Raw genomic sequence first — 18,856 nt, forward strand, 5'->3', positions numbered from 1 at the left:
AAATGTGCTCGACGCGGACGGCGTCAGCGGGGCGAAAGCTAGTGACCTCAGGTATACGCCGCAACAAAAATCACGGGGCGATCACATTTCCATCACAAAAATGTGACGCACATCACAAAAGCGGCCTATTCAGCGCCGTGAATCGCTCAGATTCCTGTGCCGCGGAGCGTCCTGGGCAGGTGACATTGCGCGTCAGGTCCTTTTGGGCATGTCCGATAGCGGTAACCCCGTGACCTTAGATAGCCCCCGGGGGTGACTTCTGGGCGCGCCGCTACCCTACTTGATGAATGCGGGGGTGAGCATCGGTCACCCCCGTTAGCGGAACCAGCGGTCGATTTCGCGGGACAGACGGTCGCCCAGCGAATCGACGCAGAGGAACAGGCCTTCGAGGCCGGTCTGGTGCCATCGGCTGCAGGCCGGGGGCGAGGAAGCCGCGGGTCGTGGCGACGCCACCGGCGTCGTCGTGGTGGGGACGGCGCTCGCACCTGCCACCGTGGTCGAGCTGGCTACCGGGCGTTGCGCGCCCCCCGTGCGTCGCGCGTCGTCGGTGAGGATGCGGCCCGTGGCCTGGGCGTCGAGCAAGGTGGCGTTGACCGGGTTGGACAGCGTGACCAGGAAGGTCTCGTCGGGTTCGCGCGCGAGGTCGCCGTTGATGACCACGTCGAACGAACGCGCCGTCTGCCCGGGCGCGAAGCTCAGCGAACCGCTCGCGCTCACGTAATCGCTGCCCGCCTGCGCCGTGCCGTTGGACGTGGCCAGCGACACCGTCACCGTGGAGGTCGACGCCGCGGAGAGGCGCACCGCGAAACTCGCCGTGCGGGTGCCCGACTGGCCTTCGCTCACCGACACGTCGTCGATCGACAGCGACGGCAGGCCGGGCGCCCGCTTCCACCCGCGCTGCACCACCTCGAAGTCGCTGGCGCTCAGCGTCGAGAACGCGGGGTTGAGCGTGCCGTTGTTCCAGCGCACGTCGAAGGTGCCGGAGATGTACATGTCCGAACCGTTGTCCGCGACGATCAATCCGTACTTCTGCATCGCGCGGAAGATGCCGCGCGCCATCGGGTCGGTGGTGCGCAGCGCGGGATCGACGCCGTTGACGCTGGTCTTCAGGCGCAGGCGCGCCCCCATCGGCAACGCGCCCGCCGTGCTGCCCGCGGTGTGCGAGGCCGGATACACGTGGCCGTTGCTGGTGCGCACGGTGACGCGGAAGGCGTGGTTGATCTCCGCGCCGGAGGCGGCTTCGTCGTAACGCACCAGGCCCGGGAAGATCGCCAGGCCCGCCGCATCTGCCGAGGTCCAGGTGTCCGGGCGGCGATCGTTGCGCGTCATGTCGAAGAACGCACCGGACCCGCCGTACCAGCGCTGCTGCGCGGTCGAATACCAGACGTTGTAGAGCTCGTAGAGCGTGCGGTGCGTGCAGTCGATGACCAGCAGGTGGCGATCGTTGTCGTTGCGTTCGTCCACGCTCGCCGGCGATCCGCCTTCCACCCAGTGCGCCTGCGAGATCGCCTGCGCGGGGATCGGATAGAACGGCACGCCTGCGCCGGTCTGCGGGTTCACGCCATCGCTTTCGTCCCAGTAGTCGAACGTGACCGGTTGCAGCGGTTGGCTGCCATCGACGACGGCATACGGGAATCCGTAGATCGTGGTGCTGCCGGGCGATTCCTCGCCACCGAAGTCCGGATGCAACTTGCGCGTGCCGCCGTTGTTGAGGAAAGCGATGAAGCTGGCGGAGTTGCCGTCGACCGGCGCGGCACTGATGTCGGTGTTCCACCAGTTGTCGGCGGGGAACACGGGCAGCGGGGCGGCGATGGGCGCGCCCTGCGACGGGACGGTGGCGGGGCATTGCTGCGCGTGGGCGGCGGGTGCGCCCGCGAGCGCTGCGAACAACGACAGGGTCCAGCGCATCCTTGGGCCGATCATCGCGACGCTCCTTGCGTGGGGCGTGCGAGAGGGTCGTTGCGGGGCGGGGCAGGGTCAACCGGCGCGCGCCGGAGTTGAATCGCGCGTCACAGTTGTCGCGTGCGGAACCGGCGGGTCAGCCCAGGGACGCCAGGTCTTGCCGGATCGTGTCGATGCCTGCCCACGGATCCTTGCGTTGCTTCTTCAGCCGCGCGACGGTGGCATCGAGGTCGAAGGCGTCGCCGCGCTTCAATGCGGCCAGTTCGCGCCACGCCAGCGGCACCGCCACCGGTGCGCCGTCGCGTGCGCGCAGCGAATACGACGCCACCGCGGTCGCGCCGCGCCCGTTGCGCAGGTAGTCGACGAAGATTTTCCCCGGGCGCAGTTTCAGCGTGGCGGTGGCGAGGTAGCGATCGGGCTCCGAGCCCGCGAGCGCTTCGGCGAACCCTTTCGCGAATTGCTTCACCAACGGCCAGCGATTGCCGGGGTTCAACGGCACGACGACGTGCAGGCCCTTGCCGCCGGTCGTGCGGAGGAAGGATTGCAGGCCGAGTTGTTGCAACAGGTCATGGACTTGCTGCGCGGATCGTTTCACTTCCGCGAACGGCACGTTGGGGCCGGGGTCCAGGTCGAACACGATGCGGTCGGCGATGTCGGGCGTGTCGGCGTGCGAGCCCCACGGGTGGAACTCGAGCGCGTTGAACTGCACGAGTTCCATCAGGCCGGCGAGATCGTCGACGACGAGGTAGTTCGCATTGATGCCGGCTTCTTCCTTCAGGCGCACGAAGCGCACGACGTCGAGGCCTGCGGTGTGGTGTTTCTGGAAGAAGCACGGTTTCCCCGCACCGCTCGGGCAGCGGATGATCGAAAGCGGGCGGCCTGCGATGCCGGCGAGCAAGTGCGGTGCGACGGCGCGGTAGTACTCGGCGACCTGCAGCTTGGTGATGCCGCGGTCGGGGAAGATGATTTTCGTCGGGCTGCTGAGGCGGGTTTCGGGGGCGGGGGCGCGTTCGCGCGCGGTGGCGCCGGCGCGTTTCGTGGCTGTCTTCTTCGCCGCCTTTTTCGCGGGCGCGCGATCGGAATCCAGCAGGTCGTCCACGTCCTTGTCCAGCCGCAGCGTTTTCAACGACGGCTGCCGCAACACGCCCGAGTTGCCGATGCCGCGGATGAACACCTCGACGACGAACGCAGGCTTGAACCAGGTCGCGCGCTTGCCGTCCGCCGGCGTGATCGCATTCGGCGGCACGTACACCGTGGGCGTGGTGGAGGTCTTGCGCTTGCCGATGTGTTCGACGATCTCGCGGATCAATTCGCCGGTGAAGCCCGTGCCGACGCGGCCGGCGTACGACCAGCCGTGCTCCGGATCGGGCCGCGCGAGCAGCAACGCACCGAAGCCCGTGCGCGCGCCTTGCCCCGGCGTGGTGCCGACGACGGCAAACTCGTCGGAGTCCAGGCGCTTCGTCTTGCGCCAGTCGTCGCCGCGCCCCGCGTGGTACGCGCCTTGCGCGCGCTTGGAGATGATCCCTTCGAATTGCTGCTCCGACGCGAGCGCGAATGCGGCGTCGCCTTCGTCGCCGGGGACGTGCGAGCTGTAGGCGAGGTGGGGGGTCGGCGTGGACAGCAGGTCTTCGAGCAACGCCTTGCGTTCGACCAGCGGTGCCTTTCGCAGATCCACGCCTTCCAGGTGCAGCAGGTCGAACAGCACGTACGACAACGCGCCTTGTTGTTCGCCCGACAGCGTGGCCTGCAGCAGGTTGAAATCCGCCTGCGTGCCGCGGCCCGCGATGAGTTCGCCGTCGAAGGCCGCACTTTGCACGCCCAGGGCTTCGAGCGCCGCGCGCAACTCCGGCACCTTCGCCGTCCATTCGATGGCGTTGCGCGACCAGATGCGCACCTTGCCGCCGACCATCGTCGCCACGAGGCGGTAACCGTCCCACTTCACTTCGTGGATCCATTGCGCGCCGCTGGGCGCGGTGTCGCCGAGTTTCGCGAGTTGGGGTTCGAAGGCTTCGTTGCGGAGCGTGGCCTTCTTCGCGCCGGGGAGCTTCGAAGCCTTCGCGGCCCAGTCGACTTTGCGGCGTCGCTTGGGGGCAACTTTTGCGATTTTCTTCGCGGTCTTTTTTGCCGCTTTTTTCGGAGCACCGGGCGGGGGCGTCACATCGTCCAGCAGTTCGTCGGCTTCCACGGGGCCGGCATACGCGTCCTTCTCCTTGAACAACAGCCACGTCGGCTGTCGCGCGGCCTTGCCCGAGCGCACGAGATGCCACTCGCCCTTCAACTTCTCGCCGAACAACTCGAAACGCAGATGTCCCTTCGCGAGTTGCGCTTCCGGGTCGTAGGGCGTGGACCACACGCCGTGGTCGAACAAGGCCACGTGCCCGCCGCCGTATTCGCCGTGCGGGATGTCGCCTTCGAACGATGCGTAGGACACCGGGTGGTCTTCGACTTCCACGGCCATGCGCTTCACCTTGGGGTCGTAGCTCGGCCCCTTCGGCACCGCCCAGCTCTTGAGCGCATCGCCGACCTGCAGCCGGAAGTCGTAATGCCGGCGCGACGCGTGATGCAGCTGCACCACGAAAATGGGGCGCTCGCCCTTCGGCAACGGCTTGCCCGGGGCGGGCTCGCGCGTCTTGTCGAACTGTCGCTTGCGGCGGTACTCGGTCAGGCTCATGACGGTTCCATCACGGGCTCTCCACCACCGGCAGAGGTATCAACGGACGCTACCAAACCGCCAGCAGGAGGTCGTGATGACAAAGCGCGAACTGGTCGAACCCACCCCCGGCGACAAACGCCTCCAGCGCCGGGACAACAAGGGGCGTTTCGCCGAGTCCGACGACCTGGGCAAGTCCCTGGGCCGGGACCAGCAACACCAGGCCGCCCACGAGGCGCCGCGTGGGGAAGGGGACAAGGGCGATCGCAAGCACTGAATTCGGCTTGATGCGCCTGCGATAGGATCGCCGCCATGTGCGGACGATTCACCCGTAACTTCACCTGGCAGCAGGTCCGCGACTTCTCGCGGATGCTGGACCTGATCACGCCGGAGGAGGACGCGCCTCCGGCGGCATACAACATCGCGCCCACCGATCCGGGTCCCGTGATCGTCGCCAGCGAAGGCGGCGGTGGTCGCGTCGAAACCATGCGTTGGGGGTTGCTGCCGGCGTGGTCGAAGGACACGCGGCTCGCCTACAGCACGATCAACGCGCGCCTGGAATCGATCGCGGAGAAACCTGCGTTCCGCGAACCCTTCAAGCGACGCCGTGCGCTGGTGCCCGCCACCGGGTATTACGAGTGGCCGGTGATCGATGGGCGCAAGCGTCCGCACTACATCACGCTGGCTGGTTCGCCGGTGATGTTGTTCGCCGGCGTGTGGGAGTCGCGCAGCAACGGCGCGGGCGGACAGTTGCTGACCTATAGCGTTGTCACGCGTGCAGCCGATCCGGTGATCCGCCCGGTGCACGACCGGATGCCGCTGATCCTGCCGCCCGAGTTGTTGCACGACTGGTTGCACGGCGATGCAGACCGGGCGATGCAAATCGCGCATGCCGCACCGGAGCCTTCGCTCGTCTTCCACGAAGTCGACCCTGCCGTCGGCAATGTCCGAAACCAGGGCGAACAGTTGATCGCTCCCATGCCGTGCGCGGCGGATGGCCTCTTTCCGTAGACGATTCGCGTCTCCGCACTGAATTTGCACGAATGCCTCCGGGCCAATGCCCCAAGGGGCCATAGCGCATCCCCGGGCCCGGTGTTTTGCTGGCGCCGCTGCTCACCGAACGGGGATCAGCGCGGTCTCCCGCGGGGCGCGGGAAGTACCACGCGACGTGCGACACGGATTCGCAGCAACCGCAGGAAACGTCGTATCCGGCTATCAACGGATGCGCAGGGAACCTGCGTGTTGCGAATCCGCCGCACATCGCGCTAGCCGAGAACATGCACGCATGATTCTTCTGTCTAGCGAGGAAGTTTCGTACTCCGACACAGGAATGCGACGACTACTTCGATAGGCAATCGGCCGGAAGAATGCGCCCCACTTTCTGCGCGGGGGCGCCATCCAATGTCACATAGCAACAATCGAATTACTCCCACGAGGATCGCGAAGGCGATTGCGGTGTCCTTGGTCATTTCGCTCGGCGCCGCCACGGCGAAGGCGGGCGAGGCCGAAACCTCCTCATCCGAAGTCCTCACCGAAGACGAGCGCAAGAAGCGCGAAGCGTTGCTGGAAGCGAAATCGCGCGCGCAAACCGACAAGATCAAGTCGAAGCTGCCGGACATCGGCGGCGGCAACACGAGCAAGGCCGAAGCCGAAGCGAACCGCAGGCTCGCCGAAAGCGCCGCGGCCAAGGCCACGACGGTCGCGAAGAACTTCGTCGCCTCGTCGCAGAACAACAGCACCGCACTCACCCCGGACCTCAAGAACCAGGTGGTGCAGGAAGTCGTGAACACCGGCCTGTCCGCGGGCGTGCAGGCGGCGAAGAGCAGCGGCAATCCGTTCCTCGGCAACCTCACCGGTTCTGCGTCGTGGAGCGAGGACGGCGGCCTGGACTTCAACCTGCAGACCATCGGCGTGCTGTCCGGAGAGGGCATCGGCAACAACTGGCTGCTGCAGGTGGGCGCCCACAACGAACTGGATCGACCGACCGGCAACGTCGGCCTGGTGTATCGCTACGTCACGCCGGACAAGAAGGCGTTGTTCGGCGCGAACGTGTTCTACGACCACGACTTCCAGGCGGGCGCCAACCGCGTGGGCGTGGGCGTGGAAGCCGCGACGCAAAGCACGCGGTGGTTCGCCAACACGTACGCGCCGTTGTCCGATAGCTGGTACGACGTCAAGGACAACGACGACATCCAGGAACGCGCCGCGAGTGGTTACGACCTCGGCATCACCTACAGTCCGTCGAAGTTGCCGGGCCTCGATCTCACATTGAAGGGCACGTGGTGGCAGGGCGAACGCGTCGATGTGTTCGGCACCGGCAACACGCTCGAGAACCCCAACGTGTGGAGCGCGAAGATCGCGTGGTCGCCCGTGCCGTTGATCGGCGTGAGCGTGGAGCACGACAAGGCCATCGGTGGCCCCAGCGACACGAAGCTGATGCTGAACTTCAACTACAAGTTCGGCGTGCCGATGTCGCAGCAGACGCTGACGGGTGCAGTGGGCTACCTGGACGCGGAAAACGATCCGGAAGGTACGCACACCTACCAGTGGTACCGCGCCGACAACGCCGCCGGCACCACCAACCGCGTCGCCATCGCCAGCGCCACCGCACTGACGTATGTCGTCACCGCCGACGACCAGGGCAAGTTCCTGGTGTTCGGGGTAGTGCCGAAGGCGACGACGGGCACGCCGAACGTGGGTCTCGAGGCCTTCAAGGTCACCACGATCGCAGTGCCGGCGTCCAAGCCGGTCGCGTACGACCTGAGCATCGAAGGCAACGCCGTCGTCGGCCAGACGCTGCGCGCGCTCTACAAGTACCGCGACGACGAGAACGACCTGGAAAGCGGAACGACGTTCCAGTGGTGCCGCAGCAGCGTCACGTGCAGCATCGGCGACAACACCGGCATCGAGTACGTCGTGAAGGCGAGCGACGTTGGCCACAAGCTGGTCTTCAACGTCACGCCGAAGTCGGCCACCGGCACCACGGCCACGCGCACGGGCAACGTGGTCTGGAGTGCGGAGACCGCCGTTGTGACCGGCACGGCGCCGACCATGACCGACCCGACGATCACCGGCACGGTGAAGGTGGGCTCGATCCTCACCGGCAACCCGCAGGGCTACCAGGACGCACAAAGCGACCCGCCGGGCACCCACACCTACAGGTGGTATCGCGCCGACAACGCCGCCGGCACGCTCAACAAGACGCAGATCGGCAGCGCCACCGCGAGCACGTACACACCCGTTGCAGACGACCAGGGCAAGTGGCTGGTGTTCGAAGTCACGCCGGTGAGCGCATCGGGCACGCCGAACACGGATCCGGCGAATGCCAGGAGCGTGGTCACCACGGTTGCAGTGCCTGCGTCCAAGCCGGTCGCGTACGACCTGAGCATCGAAGGCAGTCCGATCGTCGGCCAGACGCTGCGTGCGCTCTACAAGTACCGCGACGACGAGAACGACCTGGAAAGCGGAACGACGTTCCAGTGGTGTCACAGCAACGTGGGCTGCAGCATTGGCGACAACACCGGCGCCGAGTACGTGGTGAAGGCCTCCGACGTTGGCCACAAGCTGGTCTTCAACGTCACGCCGAAGTCCGCGACGGGCACCACGGCCACGCGCACGGGCAACGTGGTCTGGAGTGCGGAGACCGCCGTGGTGGCCGGCACCGCGCCGACGATGACCAACCCGACCATCACCGGCACGGTGAAGGTGGGCTCGGTGCTCACCGGCAACCCGCAGGGCTACCAGGACGCACAAAGCGACCCACCGGGCACCCACACCTACAGGTGGTACCGCGTCGACAACGCCGCCGGCACGCTCAACAAGGTGCAGATCGGTGGCGCCACCGCGAGCACGTACACGCCCGTTGCAGACGACCAAGGCAAGTGGCTGGTGTTCGAAGTCACGCCGGTGAGCGCGTCGGGCACGCCGAACACGGATCCGGCGAATGCCAGGAGCGTGGTCACCACGATCGCAGTGCCTGCGTCCAAGCCGGTCGCGTACGACCTGAGGATTGAAGGCAGTCCGATGGTCGGCCAGACGCTGCGTGCGATCCACAAGTACCGCGACGACGAGAACGACCTGGAAAGCGGAACGACCATCCAGTGGTGCCAGCACAACACCTTCTGCCCCGTGGGCTCGGGCGCGACCTACGTCGTGCGACCAGAGGATGTCGGCCACCAGTTGTTGTTCGTTGTCACTCCGAATTCCGCAACCGGCGCAACGGGTACGCGAACGGGCGACCAGGTCTGGAGTACTCCGACCGCCACGGTCACCAGTCCCGGCTCTGCGCCAACCGCGAATCCAACCATCACCGGCAGGCCTATTTATTTGCAGACGCTGACTGCAAACCCTGGCTACCAGGACGTGGATGGCGATGGGCAGGACACCTCAACGAGCGGCACCAACTACAGGTGGCGGATCCCGGAAACCGATGCAACCCTCAAGATGGGTCGCGGCAACGCATTCGCGACGTACGCGGTGCAAGCTGCGGCCATGACGTACGAGGTCGAAGTGGTGGTCACACCGCGCTCCGCGACGGGCACGCCAGCCGAGGGCCTGGCGCGCGCGAGCTCCAAGGTGTACGTGCCGCATTCGCAATGGACGTCCTGGACGGCGAGGAGAATTACCGCCAACACATTCGGCGACGCAGGCCCGTCCATGAACGTCAATATCCCCAGGATCCCCGTGGCCAGGCGCGTCACCGTCCAGGTCTGGAATGAAGGGTACTTCGTGCACGGCTACTACTCCGCCGTCCAGCTCATCGCTCCGGACGGCACGGTTTACAGCCACGACCACCTCATCGATGTCGTGGGAGGAGCGACCTATACATTCAACGTCAACGAAGCGACGGGCGGCACCTGGCGAGTCAGGGTCAACCCTGGGAACATGAATGCCGAAATACAGGTGACCGGCTTCCAGCTCGACTTCTATCCGTTCTGAAAAAGAGGTCACGCGCTTCCAGCCCGCCCGATGTCCATTGCCACGCTGGAGCAGGGACCTTGCGCGTGAGAGACTCCGCCCCATTCCGCCTCCCGGAATGGGGCCTCCATGCGCGACACCACCACCGCACGCATCGCCGTCATCGGCCTGGGTTACGTCGGCTTGCCGCTGGCCGTGGCCTTCGGCCGCCGCAGCGACACGCTGGGGTTCGACATCGATCCATCCCGGATCGCGGCGTTGACGCAAGGGGCAGGGGACAGCAACCGGGAAGTCACGCCTGACGAACTCGCCGCGGCCACGCAGCTCCGCTTCACCTCCGACCTCACCGCGCTGCGCGACCGCGACGTCTTCATCGTCACCGTCCCCACGCCCATCGACGAACACAAGCGCCCGGACTTCAGCCCGCTGATCTCCGCCTCGCGCTCGATCGGCACCGTGCTCAAGCGCGGCGACGTGGTGATCTACGAATCCACCGTTTACCCGGGCGCGACGGAAGAAATCTGCGTGCCGGAACTCGAACGCACCTCCGGCCTGCGCTTCAACCACGACTTCCACGTCGGCTACAGCCCGGAACGCATCAACCCGGGCGATCGCGAACGCCGCCTGGCCAACATCCCGAAAGTCACCGCCGGCTCCACGCCGGACACCGCGACGTTCGTCGACGCGCTGTACCAGACGATCATCACCGCCGGCACGCACAAGGCCTCCAGCATCCAGGTGGCCGAAGCGTCGAAGGTGGTCGAGAACACGCAGCGCGACGTCAACATCGCGCTGATGAACGAATTCGCGCTGATCTTCCATCGCCTCGGCATCGACACGACGGAAGTGCTGGAAGCCGCGCGCACGAAGTGGAACTTCCTGCCGTTCCGCCCGGGCCTGGTCGGCGGGCATTGCATCGGCGTGGATCCGTATTACCTGATCCAGCGCGCACAGGCCGCGGGTTACTACCCCGACATCCTGCTCGCCTGCCGCCGCATCAACGATGCGATGGGGCAGCAGGTTGCCGCCGAAGTGATCAAGCTGATGGTGCAGCGCGGCCTCACGATCGCCGGCGCGCGCATCCTGCTGCTGGGCCTGACGTTCAAGGAAAACTGCCCCGACCTGCGCAACACGCGCGTGGTCGAACTGGCCGGCGAGCTCGAGGACTACCGCGCCACCGTCGACATCCACGACCCGTGGGCCAGCGCCCACGAAGCCTTGCAGGAGTACGGCATCCGCCTCGTCGATACGCCCGAGGCCGGCGCCTATGACGCCGTCGTGATCTGCGTGGCGCATGATGAGTTCAAGGCGCTGGGCATCGACGGCCTGCGCCGGCTGGGCCACGCGAACGCGGTGTACTACGACATCAAGAGCCTGTTCCCGAAGGATGCCGTCGACGCGCGGTTGTAAACGAACTCCATGAGGTCCTGATGTCGCTCAGCCGCTTCTCCGCGTATCTCATCAGCCTCATCGCGATGGTCGTCACCGGCCTCTACGCGCGGCACAACCTGCAATGGCTCTGGGCGTTCGCGGTGTTCCTGGGCCTGTCGATCCTCGGCACCATCGACCTGGCGCAGAAGAAGAGCACGCTGCGCCGCAACTACCCGCTGCTCGCGCATTTCCGCTTCGGCCTGGAATCCATCGGCCCGGAGATCCGCCAGTACTTCGTCGAATCCGACACGGTCGAAACCCCGTTCTCCCGCCTCGAACGCGCGCTCGTCTACCAGCGCGCCAAGTCCGTCAACGACACGCGCCCCTTCGGCACGCTGCAGGACGTGTACGGCGTGGACTACGAATGGATCAACCATTCGATGCGCCCGTCTGCCATCCCGAGCGACGACTTCCGCATCGACATCGGCGCCGACCGCCCGAAGCCGTACTCCGCCAGCGTGTTCAACATCTCCGCGATGAGCTGGGGGGCGCTGTCCGCCGCCGCGATCCGCGCATTGAACGAAGGCGCGCGGCGCGGGCACTTCTACCACGACACCGGCGAGGGCTCGCTGTCGCCCTATCACCTGGAGAACGGCGGCGACATCGTGTGGGAAATCGGTTCGGGCTACTTCGGCTGCCGCAATGCCGAGGGCAGGTTCGTCGAGGAAAAATTCAAGGTCGGCGCCGCGCACGAACAAGTGCGCATGATCGAAGTGAAACTCTCGCAAGGCGCAAAGCCCGGCCACGGCGGCGTGCTGCCGGCCGCGAAGGTGAGCGCGGAGATCGCCGCGGTGCGCGGCGTGCAGGAAGGCGTGGATTGCATTTCGCCCGCGCGCCACACCGCGTTCACCACGCCCATGGAACTGCTGCAGTTCGTCGATCGGCTGCGCAACCTTTCCGGCGGCAAGCCCACCGGCTTCAAGCTCGCCATCGGCCATGCGTGGGAATGGTTCGGCATCGCGAAGGCGATGCACGAATCGCAGATCCTCCCGGACTTCATCGTCGTCGACGGCGCCGAAGGTGGTACGGGTGCCGCGCCGGCGGAATTCATCGACCACGTCGGCGTGCCGATGCACGAAGCACTGATGCTGGTGCACAACACGCTGGTGGGGCTGGACCTGCGCGACAGGATCCGCATCGGCGCCGCCGGCCGCATCGTCAGCGCCTTCGACATCGCGCGCACGATGGCGATGGGTGCGGACTGGTGCAACGCGGGGCGCGGTTTCATGTTCGCGCTGGGCTGCATCCAGTCGTTGTCGTGCCACACCGACCGCTGTCCGACGGGCGTGGCGACGCAGGACCCGCGCCGCTGGAAGCACCTGGACGTGACCGACAAGGCCACGCGCGTGCACAACTTCCACCAGAACACCTTGCACGCGCTGCGCGACCTGCTGTGCGCCGCCGGCCTGGAACACCCCGGCGAACTCGGCCCGGAACACATCCTGCGCCGCGTCTCGCCGGTCGAAGTCCGTTCGCTGGCTGCGCTGTATCGCTTCCTCAAGCCCGGCGAACTCCTGGCGCACATCCCCGACCATGCGGTGTTCCAGCAGTTCTGGGCCGAAGCGCGCAGCGACAGCTTCGCCGCGCCGGCGAAGGTGAGCGCGCTGCGGATCGGCAAGTCCGTCTAGCCGCTGCATTCACGCACGCGCGGGCCATGCTCGCGCCATGGCCAAACCGAAGCTCGCCACCAAGCTCGATCCCACGAAGAAGAAAACCGCGCCCCGCGCCGAAAGCGGCAAGAGCGTCCGTGCGCCGGCGATCGAAGCCCTGATCCGCCGCGCGCAAGGCAGCCTGGCCGGTGCGCTGCTGCGCCGCTTCATCGACGCCGACCTGCTGTCGCAATCCGCCGCGCTCGCGCTGTACGCCTTGCTGTCGCTCGCGCCGCTGCTGCTGATCCTCGTGTGGCTGACGAGCGCGCTGCTGCCGGGCGCGCAGGACGCGCTGATGCAGCAGATCGCGTTGCTGGTGGGCACCGATGCCGAGAAGGTGGCGCGCACCATCGTCGACAACGCCGCGCAACGCCCCGACACCGGTTCGATCGCGGGCTGGTGGAGCGTGCTGCTGCTCTTCATCGGCGCGACCGCCGTGTTCGCGCAATTGCAGGACGTGCTCAACCGCATCTTCCGCACCGACGCCACGCACCTGCCGGGCCTGATGGCGTGGCTGCGCAAGCGCGTGTTCTCGCTGGGGCTGGTGTTCGCGCTGGGGTTCCTGCTGCTGGTGTCGATGACGGTCAGCACGGTGTTGCAGATCGCCTTCGCGCGCGTGGAATGGATGCTGCCGCTGATGGCCAGCGTCGCGGCGTGGCTGATCTACGCCATCGGCTTCGCGCTCACGTATCACTACCTGCCGGATCGGCCCGTCGGCTGGAAGCGGGCGGTGCAGGGCGGGGCGGCGACGGCGTTGCTGTTCGTGCTCGGGCGCGCGGCGATCGGCTGGTACCTCGCGCAGGCCGATCCCGGTTCGGCGTACGGGTCGATGGGCACGCTGGTGCTCGCGCTGGTGTGGATGTACTACGCCGCGCTGATCGTGTTCGGCGGCGCATTGCTCACGGCGGTGGTGGACGAACGCGCCAGGTTGCGCGCGACGACCAAAGCCAAGGTGCGTCCGTCGCGCGTCGTGTCGTCCTGATGTCGAGACCGATCGCCTAGCGACGCGCGCACCCACTCGCATTCAATCCATCGGGCATCCCACCAAGGAGAGGTCCGATGACCCGCGATCCCCGCATGCTTCTGCTCGCCATCGCTGCCGGTGGCCTCCTCGCCGCGCCCGCCCTCGCATGGGCGCAATACGGCAAGCTCGATCCGGGCCTTTACACGATCCAGGTTGACTGGACGCATATCGGCGCCAAGCCCGCCGCGGGCTACTGCCTCATCCACGGCAACAACGGCAACGGCGGTCCCGAACGCTTCCTGTGGAACATGCCACAGGGCGACATCGGGTGGTGCCAGTTCCAGACGCGCCAGCAACTGCTCGACAACGGCCAGGCCGTGTATCGCCTCAACGACGCGGGCTTCTTCGGGCAGCAGGGCGAACGCGCGTACGTGATCGTCAACCAGCGATCGGGGGAATGCCTGCACTACGACCGCGCGACCGGGGATGTCTATTTCACGGCGCGGGGCTGCGATCCGATCCACGGCAGCAATTCGTCGATCTGGTTGGTCACCGGCAGCTGGACGGTCACCGACTCGCCGCTCAAGCCCTTCCTCAACCCGACGGCGTGCCTGATCTTCTCCAACAACGGGTACGACCGCGTGCCTTCGGTGTATCGCTGGCAGAACGCGCCGTCGGACAACCAGTGGTGCGGCCTGGGCTCGGAGGCCTCGCTGCGCGCGACGGGGCAGGGCCTGTTCATGGTCCGTCGAATGATCGAATAACGCGCCTCAGCCATCCCGCCGCAACGACCAGAACCCGATGTCCCGCCGCGTGCGGAAGCCGATGCGTTCGTACATCGATTTCGCACGCGTGTTCTCGTGGCTCACGTGCAGGAACGGGCGCAGGCCTTTCGCCAGCAGGTCGTTGGTCAGCATCGCCATCAGGCGCCGTGCGTAGCCGTGCCCGAGGAAATCCGGGTGCGTGCACACGGCGCTGATTTCGCGCGACGTGCCCGAGCCCATGCGCTCGCCTGCGATCGCGGCCAGGCGCCCGTCGCGATAGATCCCGAAATACCGCCCCATGTCCATCGTGCGCGGGCGGAAGTAATGCGGATACACGAGCGCGGTGAGGTCCAGCACGTCCTGGCGATGCGCTTGGCCGAGCGGCAGGATCTCCGGCCCATCGACGGCCTCCAGCGGCGCCTCGCACACCATCTGCGCGAGCTGCGCGAACGCGTGCAGGTACGCCCCGTCATGCCGCCGCGGTGCGATGCCGAGCAGCAACACGGTTTCCGCCGGCGCCAGCAACGTCGCAATCGCTTCGCTCGCATCGGTGCCGGCGTCATCGACGGCGAAGAACGGCGCAACCTCCGGCGGATACCGCATCGCACCGGGAGCGCGCAGCGCAAGGTCGCGATGGATCGAATGCAGCGCCGAAAAAATCGGTTGGTCGAGGTCGTCGGCCATCGTTCACTCCGTCGCAGGCGACGACCAGTCCAGGCGCACCGCACCGGCGGCTTCGTCATGCACCGTCCAGCCCAGGCGCTGCGCGAGGCGATCGAGCAACGCGCCGGCACCGCCGCGGTCGCTGCGCGCGGACGCATCGGTCGTGCTGCTGCCGGCGCCGTCGATCCGGAAGCCCGTCGCGTCGGCATGCACGCGCAACACGCCGCCGGCGGTCGCGGCCTTGCGCATCAACCCGCGCATCAGCAGCAAGGCCTCGCGGCGCGGCGCCCGCAACACGCCTTCGGCATCGATGACCACTTCCGGTGCCGCCGGCCGCCCGGCGAATGCCGCGTCCGCCGCCTCGTGCATCAGCACGCGCAGGTCCAGCGACTCCATCGTCAACGGCGTGCGCCGCGCGATGCCCAGCAAGGATTCCAGCAACCCGCTCATGTCCTGCAACGCCCGTTGCAGGCGCTGCAAGCGGGCAAGGTCGCCGTTCGCGTGCGTCGGTGCATCCAGCATCACTTCGGCCACGCCCTGCGCCACGGTGATCGGCGTGCGCAATTCATGGCTCGCATCGGCGAGGAAGGCCTGCTCGCGTTCGTCGGCTTCGACCAGGCGGCCCTGGTACGCATCGACCGCGTGCGCGATTTCCCCGAGCTCGTCGTCGCTCACGCCTTCGGCCAGGTGCGAACGCACCGGCCGGACGGGCAGGGCATGCACGCCGGCCGCCAGCCGCGCGAGCGGCTGCAGCGCGGAGCCCGACAACATCCACCCCAGCCAGCCCGCGAGCCCCGTGCCGACCACGATCATCGCGGCGAGGAACATGCGCAGGTGGCGTTCGAGTTGCTCGATGTCGCGCAGGTCGATGACGAACGCCAGCCGCCCGGCACGCGTATCGAACACGCCGACATGGACGCCATCTTCCAGTTCGTGCACGCCGGGGCCCTTCGACAGCAGCGCCGGCGGCATGTCCGGCGAATCCACGTGATAGCCGCTCAACCGATGCGTCTGCGGCAGCGTGGCCGGCAAATGGTTCGCCAGGCGCAGCCCGTAGTCGTCGGCCTGGCCCTGCAGGATTTCGCCCGCGATGATGTGCTCGTAATCCTCGGTCACCGTGTCCACGGCCAGCGAGAACAGCAGCGACAGCGCGAAGCCAACGGCGGTGGTCGCCAGCGTCACGCGTCGTCGCAACGACATCGGCACGCGGGGGGGTGCGTCGCTCATCCGGCCTCCAGGCGATAACCGACGCCACGCACCGACTTGATCAACGCGGTCCCGAAGGGCCGGTCGACCAGCGCACGCAACGCATGGATGTGGGTATGCAGGGCCGCAAGGTCGCCGGCGTCTTCGTTGCCCCAGGCCGCGCGCATCAATTGCGCATGCGTGCTCACGTTGGGCGCGTTGCGCAGCAGCGTCGCAAGCAGCGCGCCCTGCGAACGCGACAAGGGAATGCGGCGGCCTTCGCGCACGGCGGCCATCGCGCCCTGGTCGTAGGCCAGGCCGCCGACGTTCGGTGGCACGCCCGCGGACGGCGTGGCGCGCTTGTGCAACACGTTGAGCCGCGCCTCGAGTTCGCGTAGCGCGAACGGCTTGACCATGTAATCGTCCGCGCCTTCGTTGAAGCCGCGCACGATGTCATCGAGCGTATCCCGCGCCGTCAGCATCAGCACCGGCACGCCGTGGCCCGCCGCGCGGAGCTGGCGGCACAGGTCGAGCCCGTCGAGCTTCGGCAAGCCCAGGTCGAGCACGATCGCGTCGAATCCGCCGGCCAGCGCGCGCGCCAGGCCGCTCGCGCCGTCGGCGCAATGGTCCACGACGTGCCCGCGCCGTTCCAGGAAATCCCAGAGATTGGCGGCGATGTCGTGCTGGTCTTCGATGAGCAGGACGTGCATGCGCGAAGCCTAATGGCGGACGCCGCGCACAGGTTAACGGAATCCTGAGACAGCGCTGAGGATCGATTACGGCCCCGGCCGGAGCATGGCGGCATGCAGACGCACGCCCACCACGCCCATCCCCTGTACGAACGATTCCGCCCGCTGGCCTGGTTCGGCATCGGGTATCTCGCCCTCTGCGCCCTGACGCGCCTGGGGCTGCTGGTCTACACCGGCGCCGGCGTGCCCGCCGATCCGCGCCTGTGGCTGTATGCGTTCGGGGTGGGGCTGGGCTACGACATGCTCGCCTTCGTCTACCTGGCCTGGCCGCTGGTGCTGGTGCTGTGGCTGCTGCCGCGGCGCTGGCTGGCGCACCGGTCCGGCACGATCCTCGTCGGGACGCTGTGCCTGGCGATGCTGTTCGGGATCCTGTTCGTCGCGATCGCCGAAGGCACGTTCTGGCAGGAATTCCAGTCGCGCTTCAACTTCATCGCGGTCGATTACCTCGTCTACACCAACGAAGTGATCGGCAACATCCGCGAGTCCTATCCCGTCGGCTGGATCCTGGCGGGCCTGGCCCTGCTGGGCGGCGTGCTGTTCCATGCCACGCGGCGCTGGCGCATGGTGCGCCACGACACCGCCCATTTCGGCGAACGCACCCGCGTGGTCGCGGTGTGGCTGGTGCTCACGGTGCTTGGCACGTGGGTGGTCACGGGCGACCTCAAGGACCGCACCGCCAACACCTACGTCAACGAACTGGCCGGCAACGGCATCTACCAGTTCTTCGCCGCGTACCGCAGCGCGTCGCTCGATTACGACCGCTATTACCGCACCGTGCCGCTGCCCGAAGCGTTCGCCGTCGTGCGCGATGCGTTGTCGACGCCCGACGCGGTGTTCGACGAGAAAACCGGCATCGCCCGCCGCATCCACAACGAAGCGCCCGAACGCCGCCTCAACGTCGTGCTGATCAGCGTCGAAAGCCTGTCGGCCGAATTCTCCGGCACCTACGGCCGCGTGCCGTCGCTCACGCCGCAGCTGGATGCGATCGCGAAGGACAGCCTGGTCTTCGACGATCTCTACGCCTCCGGCACGCGCACCGTGCGCGGGCTGGAAGCGCTGGCGCTGTCGGTGCCGCCGACGCCGGGCGAATCCATCGTCAAGCGAGAGAACAACGAAGGCCTGTTCTCGCTCGCGCACGTGTTCAACGCGAAGGGCTACACGTCGGAGTTCCTCTACGGCGGCTACGGCGCCTTCGACAACATGAACGCGTTCTTCGGCGCCAACGGCTACGACGTGCACGACCGCCAGGACATCCCGAAGGACAAGGTCCACGCCGCCAACATCTGGGGCGTCGCCGACGAAGACCTGTACACGCTCACGCTCGACCGCTTCGATCGCGCGTACGCGGCGCACAAGCCGTACTTCGCGCACATCATGACGACGTCCAACCATCGTCCGTACACGTTCCCCACCGGCCGCGGCCCGTGGCCGCAGGGCAAGCGCGACAGCGCGGTGGCCTACACGGACTGGGCCATCGGCGACTTCCTGCGCCGTGCGCGCACCAGGCCGTGGTTCAACGACACGATCTTCGTCATCACGGCCGACCATTGCGCCTCCAGCGCGGGCAAGGCCGCGCTGCCGGTGTTCCGCTACCACATCCCGATGTGGGTCTACGCGCCGAAGCACATCGCGCCCGCGCACTTCACCGAGCGCATGTCGCAGATCGACATCGGCCCGACGCTGCTCGGCTTGCTGGGCATGGATTACGACAGCCAGTTCTACGGCCTGGACGTGTTCCAGCGCCATCCCTCGCAGGCACGCGCGTTCGTCGGCACCTACCAGTTGCTCGGCTACCTGCACGGGGATCGCCTCGTGCAACTCGGGCCGCATCGCAAGGTGGACACGGTGAGGCCGTCGTTCGTGCTCGACCAGGGCCAGCCGGTGGAAACGGAGGATCCGCGCGCGACGCTGGAAGCGATCAGCTTCTACGAGACGGCGGCCTACCGGTACAAGAACGGCCTGATGCGCACGGCGCAATAGGC

The 18,856-nt window shown here is 67.0% G+C and carries 13 protein-coding genes; 8 read left to right on the forward strand and 5 right to left on the reverse strand.

The annotated features are described in order from the left end of the window. Positions 1-315: 315 nt before the first annotated feature. A complete protein-coding gene (locus LYSHEL_RS16180) occupies positions 316-1,908 on the reverse strand; it encodes a Calx-beta domain-containing protein (RefSeq protein WP_407075148.1) in 1,593 nt (530 codons plus the stop codon). A gap of 130 nt (positions 1,909-2,038) precedes the next feature. Then, on the reverse strand, positions 2,039-4,573 hold the full coding sequence (gene ligD, locus LYSHEL_RS13030) for a DNA ligase D (protein ID WP_213434456.1): 2,535 nt from the start codon (positions 4,571-4,573) through the stop codon (positions 2,039-2,041). Positions 4,574-4,649: 76 nt separating this feature from the next. Between ligD and LYSHEL_RS13035 the strand changes: the two genes are divergently transcribed. From LYSHEL_RS13035 to LYSHEL_RS13065, 7 genes are all read left to right on the forward strand, one after another. Beyond that, positions 4,650-4,829 (forward strand): hypothetical protein, encoded by a 180-nt coding sequence (locus LYSHEL_RS13035; RefSeq protein ID WP_213434457.1) that lies wholly within the window; start codon positions 4,650-4,652, stop codon positions 4,827-4,829. 35 nt (positions 4,830-4,864) lie between these two features. Continuing rightward, entirely contained in the window at positions 4,865-5,563 is a 699-nt protein-coding gene (locus LYSHEL_RS13040) for an SOS response-associated peptidase (RefSeq protein ID WP_213434458.1), read from the forward strand. Between the two features lie 444 nt (positions 5,564-6,007). Next, a complete protein-coding gene (locus LYSHEL_RS13045) occupies positions 6,008-9,490 on the forward strand; it encodes an inverse autotransporter beta domain-containing protein (RefSeq protein WP_213434459.1) in 3,483 nt (1,160 codons plus the stop codon). Positions 9,491-9,598: 108 nt separating this feature from the next. Then, entirely contained in the window at positions 9,599-10,879 is a 1,281-nt protein-coding gene (locus tag LYSHEL_RS13050) for a nucleotide sugar dehydrogenase (RefSeq protein ID WP_213434460.1), read from the forward strand. Positions 10,880-10,899: 20 nt separating this feature from the next. Further along, positions 10,900-12,528 (forward strand): FMN-binding glutamate synthase family protein, encoded by a 1,629-nt coding sequence (locus LYSHEL_RS13055; RefSeq protein ID WP_213434461.1) that lies wholly within the window; start codon positions 10,900-10,902, stop codon positions 12,526-12,528. A 37-nt stretch (positions 12,529-12,565) separates the two neighbouring features. Next, the gene (locus LYSHEL_RS13060; protein ID WP_213434462.1) at positions 12,566-13,531 is read left to right on the forward strand and encodes a YihY/virulence factor BrkB family protein; all 966 of its coding nucleotides are present in this window, start codon (positions 12,566-12,568) and stop codon (positions 13,529-13,531) included. Between the two features lie 77 nt (positions 13,532-13,608). Next, entirely contained in the window at positions 13,609-14,277 is a 669-nt protein-coding gene (locus tag LYSHEL_RS13065; RefSeq protein ID WP_213434463.1) for a hypothetical protein, read from the forward strand. Positions 14,278-14,283: 6 nt separating this feature from the next. On the opposite strand, the gene LYSHEL_RS13070 is transcribed toward LYSHEL_RS13065, so the two are convergent. From LYSHEL_RS13070 to LYSHEL_RS13080, 3 genes are read right to left on the reverse strand one after another with little or no spacing between them, the layout of a single operon-like run. Further along, entirely contained in the window at positions 14,284-14,961 is a 678-nt protein-coding gene (locus LYSHEL_RS13070; protein ID WP_213434464.1) for a GNAT family N-acetyltransferase, read from the reverse strand. A 3-nt stretch (positions 14,962-14,964) separates the two neighbouring features. Beyond that, positions 14,965-16,167, reverse strand: coding sequence for a sensor histidine kinase (locus LYSHEL_RS13075; protein WP_213434465.1), 1,203 nt, complete (start codon positions 16,165-16,167; stop codon positions 14,965-14,967). Then, positions 16,164-16,835 (reverse strand): response regulator transcription factor, encoded by a 672-nt coding sequence (locus tag LYSHEL_RS13080; protein WP_213434466.1) that lies wholly within the window; start codon positions 16,833-16,835, stop codon positions 16,164-16,166. Before LYSHEL_RS13080 ends, LYSHEL_RS13075 begins: the two co-directional genes overlap by 4 nt. Positions 16,836-16,928: 93 nt before the next feature. Here LYSHEL_RS13080 and LYSHEL_RS13085 point away from each other — a divergent pair, with 93 nt between their 5' ends. Then, on the forward strand, positions 16,929-18,854 hold the full coding sequence (locus LYSHEL_RS13085; protein ID WP_213434467.1) for an LTA synthase family protein: 1,926 nt from the start codon (positions 16,929-16,931) through the stop codon (positions 18,852-18,854). Positions 18,855-18,856 lie beyond the last annotated feature (2 nt).

The organism is Lysobacter helvus (genome assembly GCF_018406645.1).
Classification (GTDB): Bacteria; Pseudomonadota; Gammaproteobacteria; order Xanthomonadales; family Xanthomonadaceae; genus Noviluteimonas; species Noviluteimonas caseinilytica.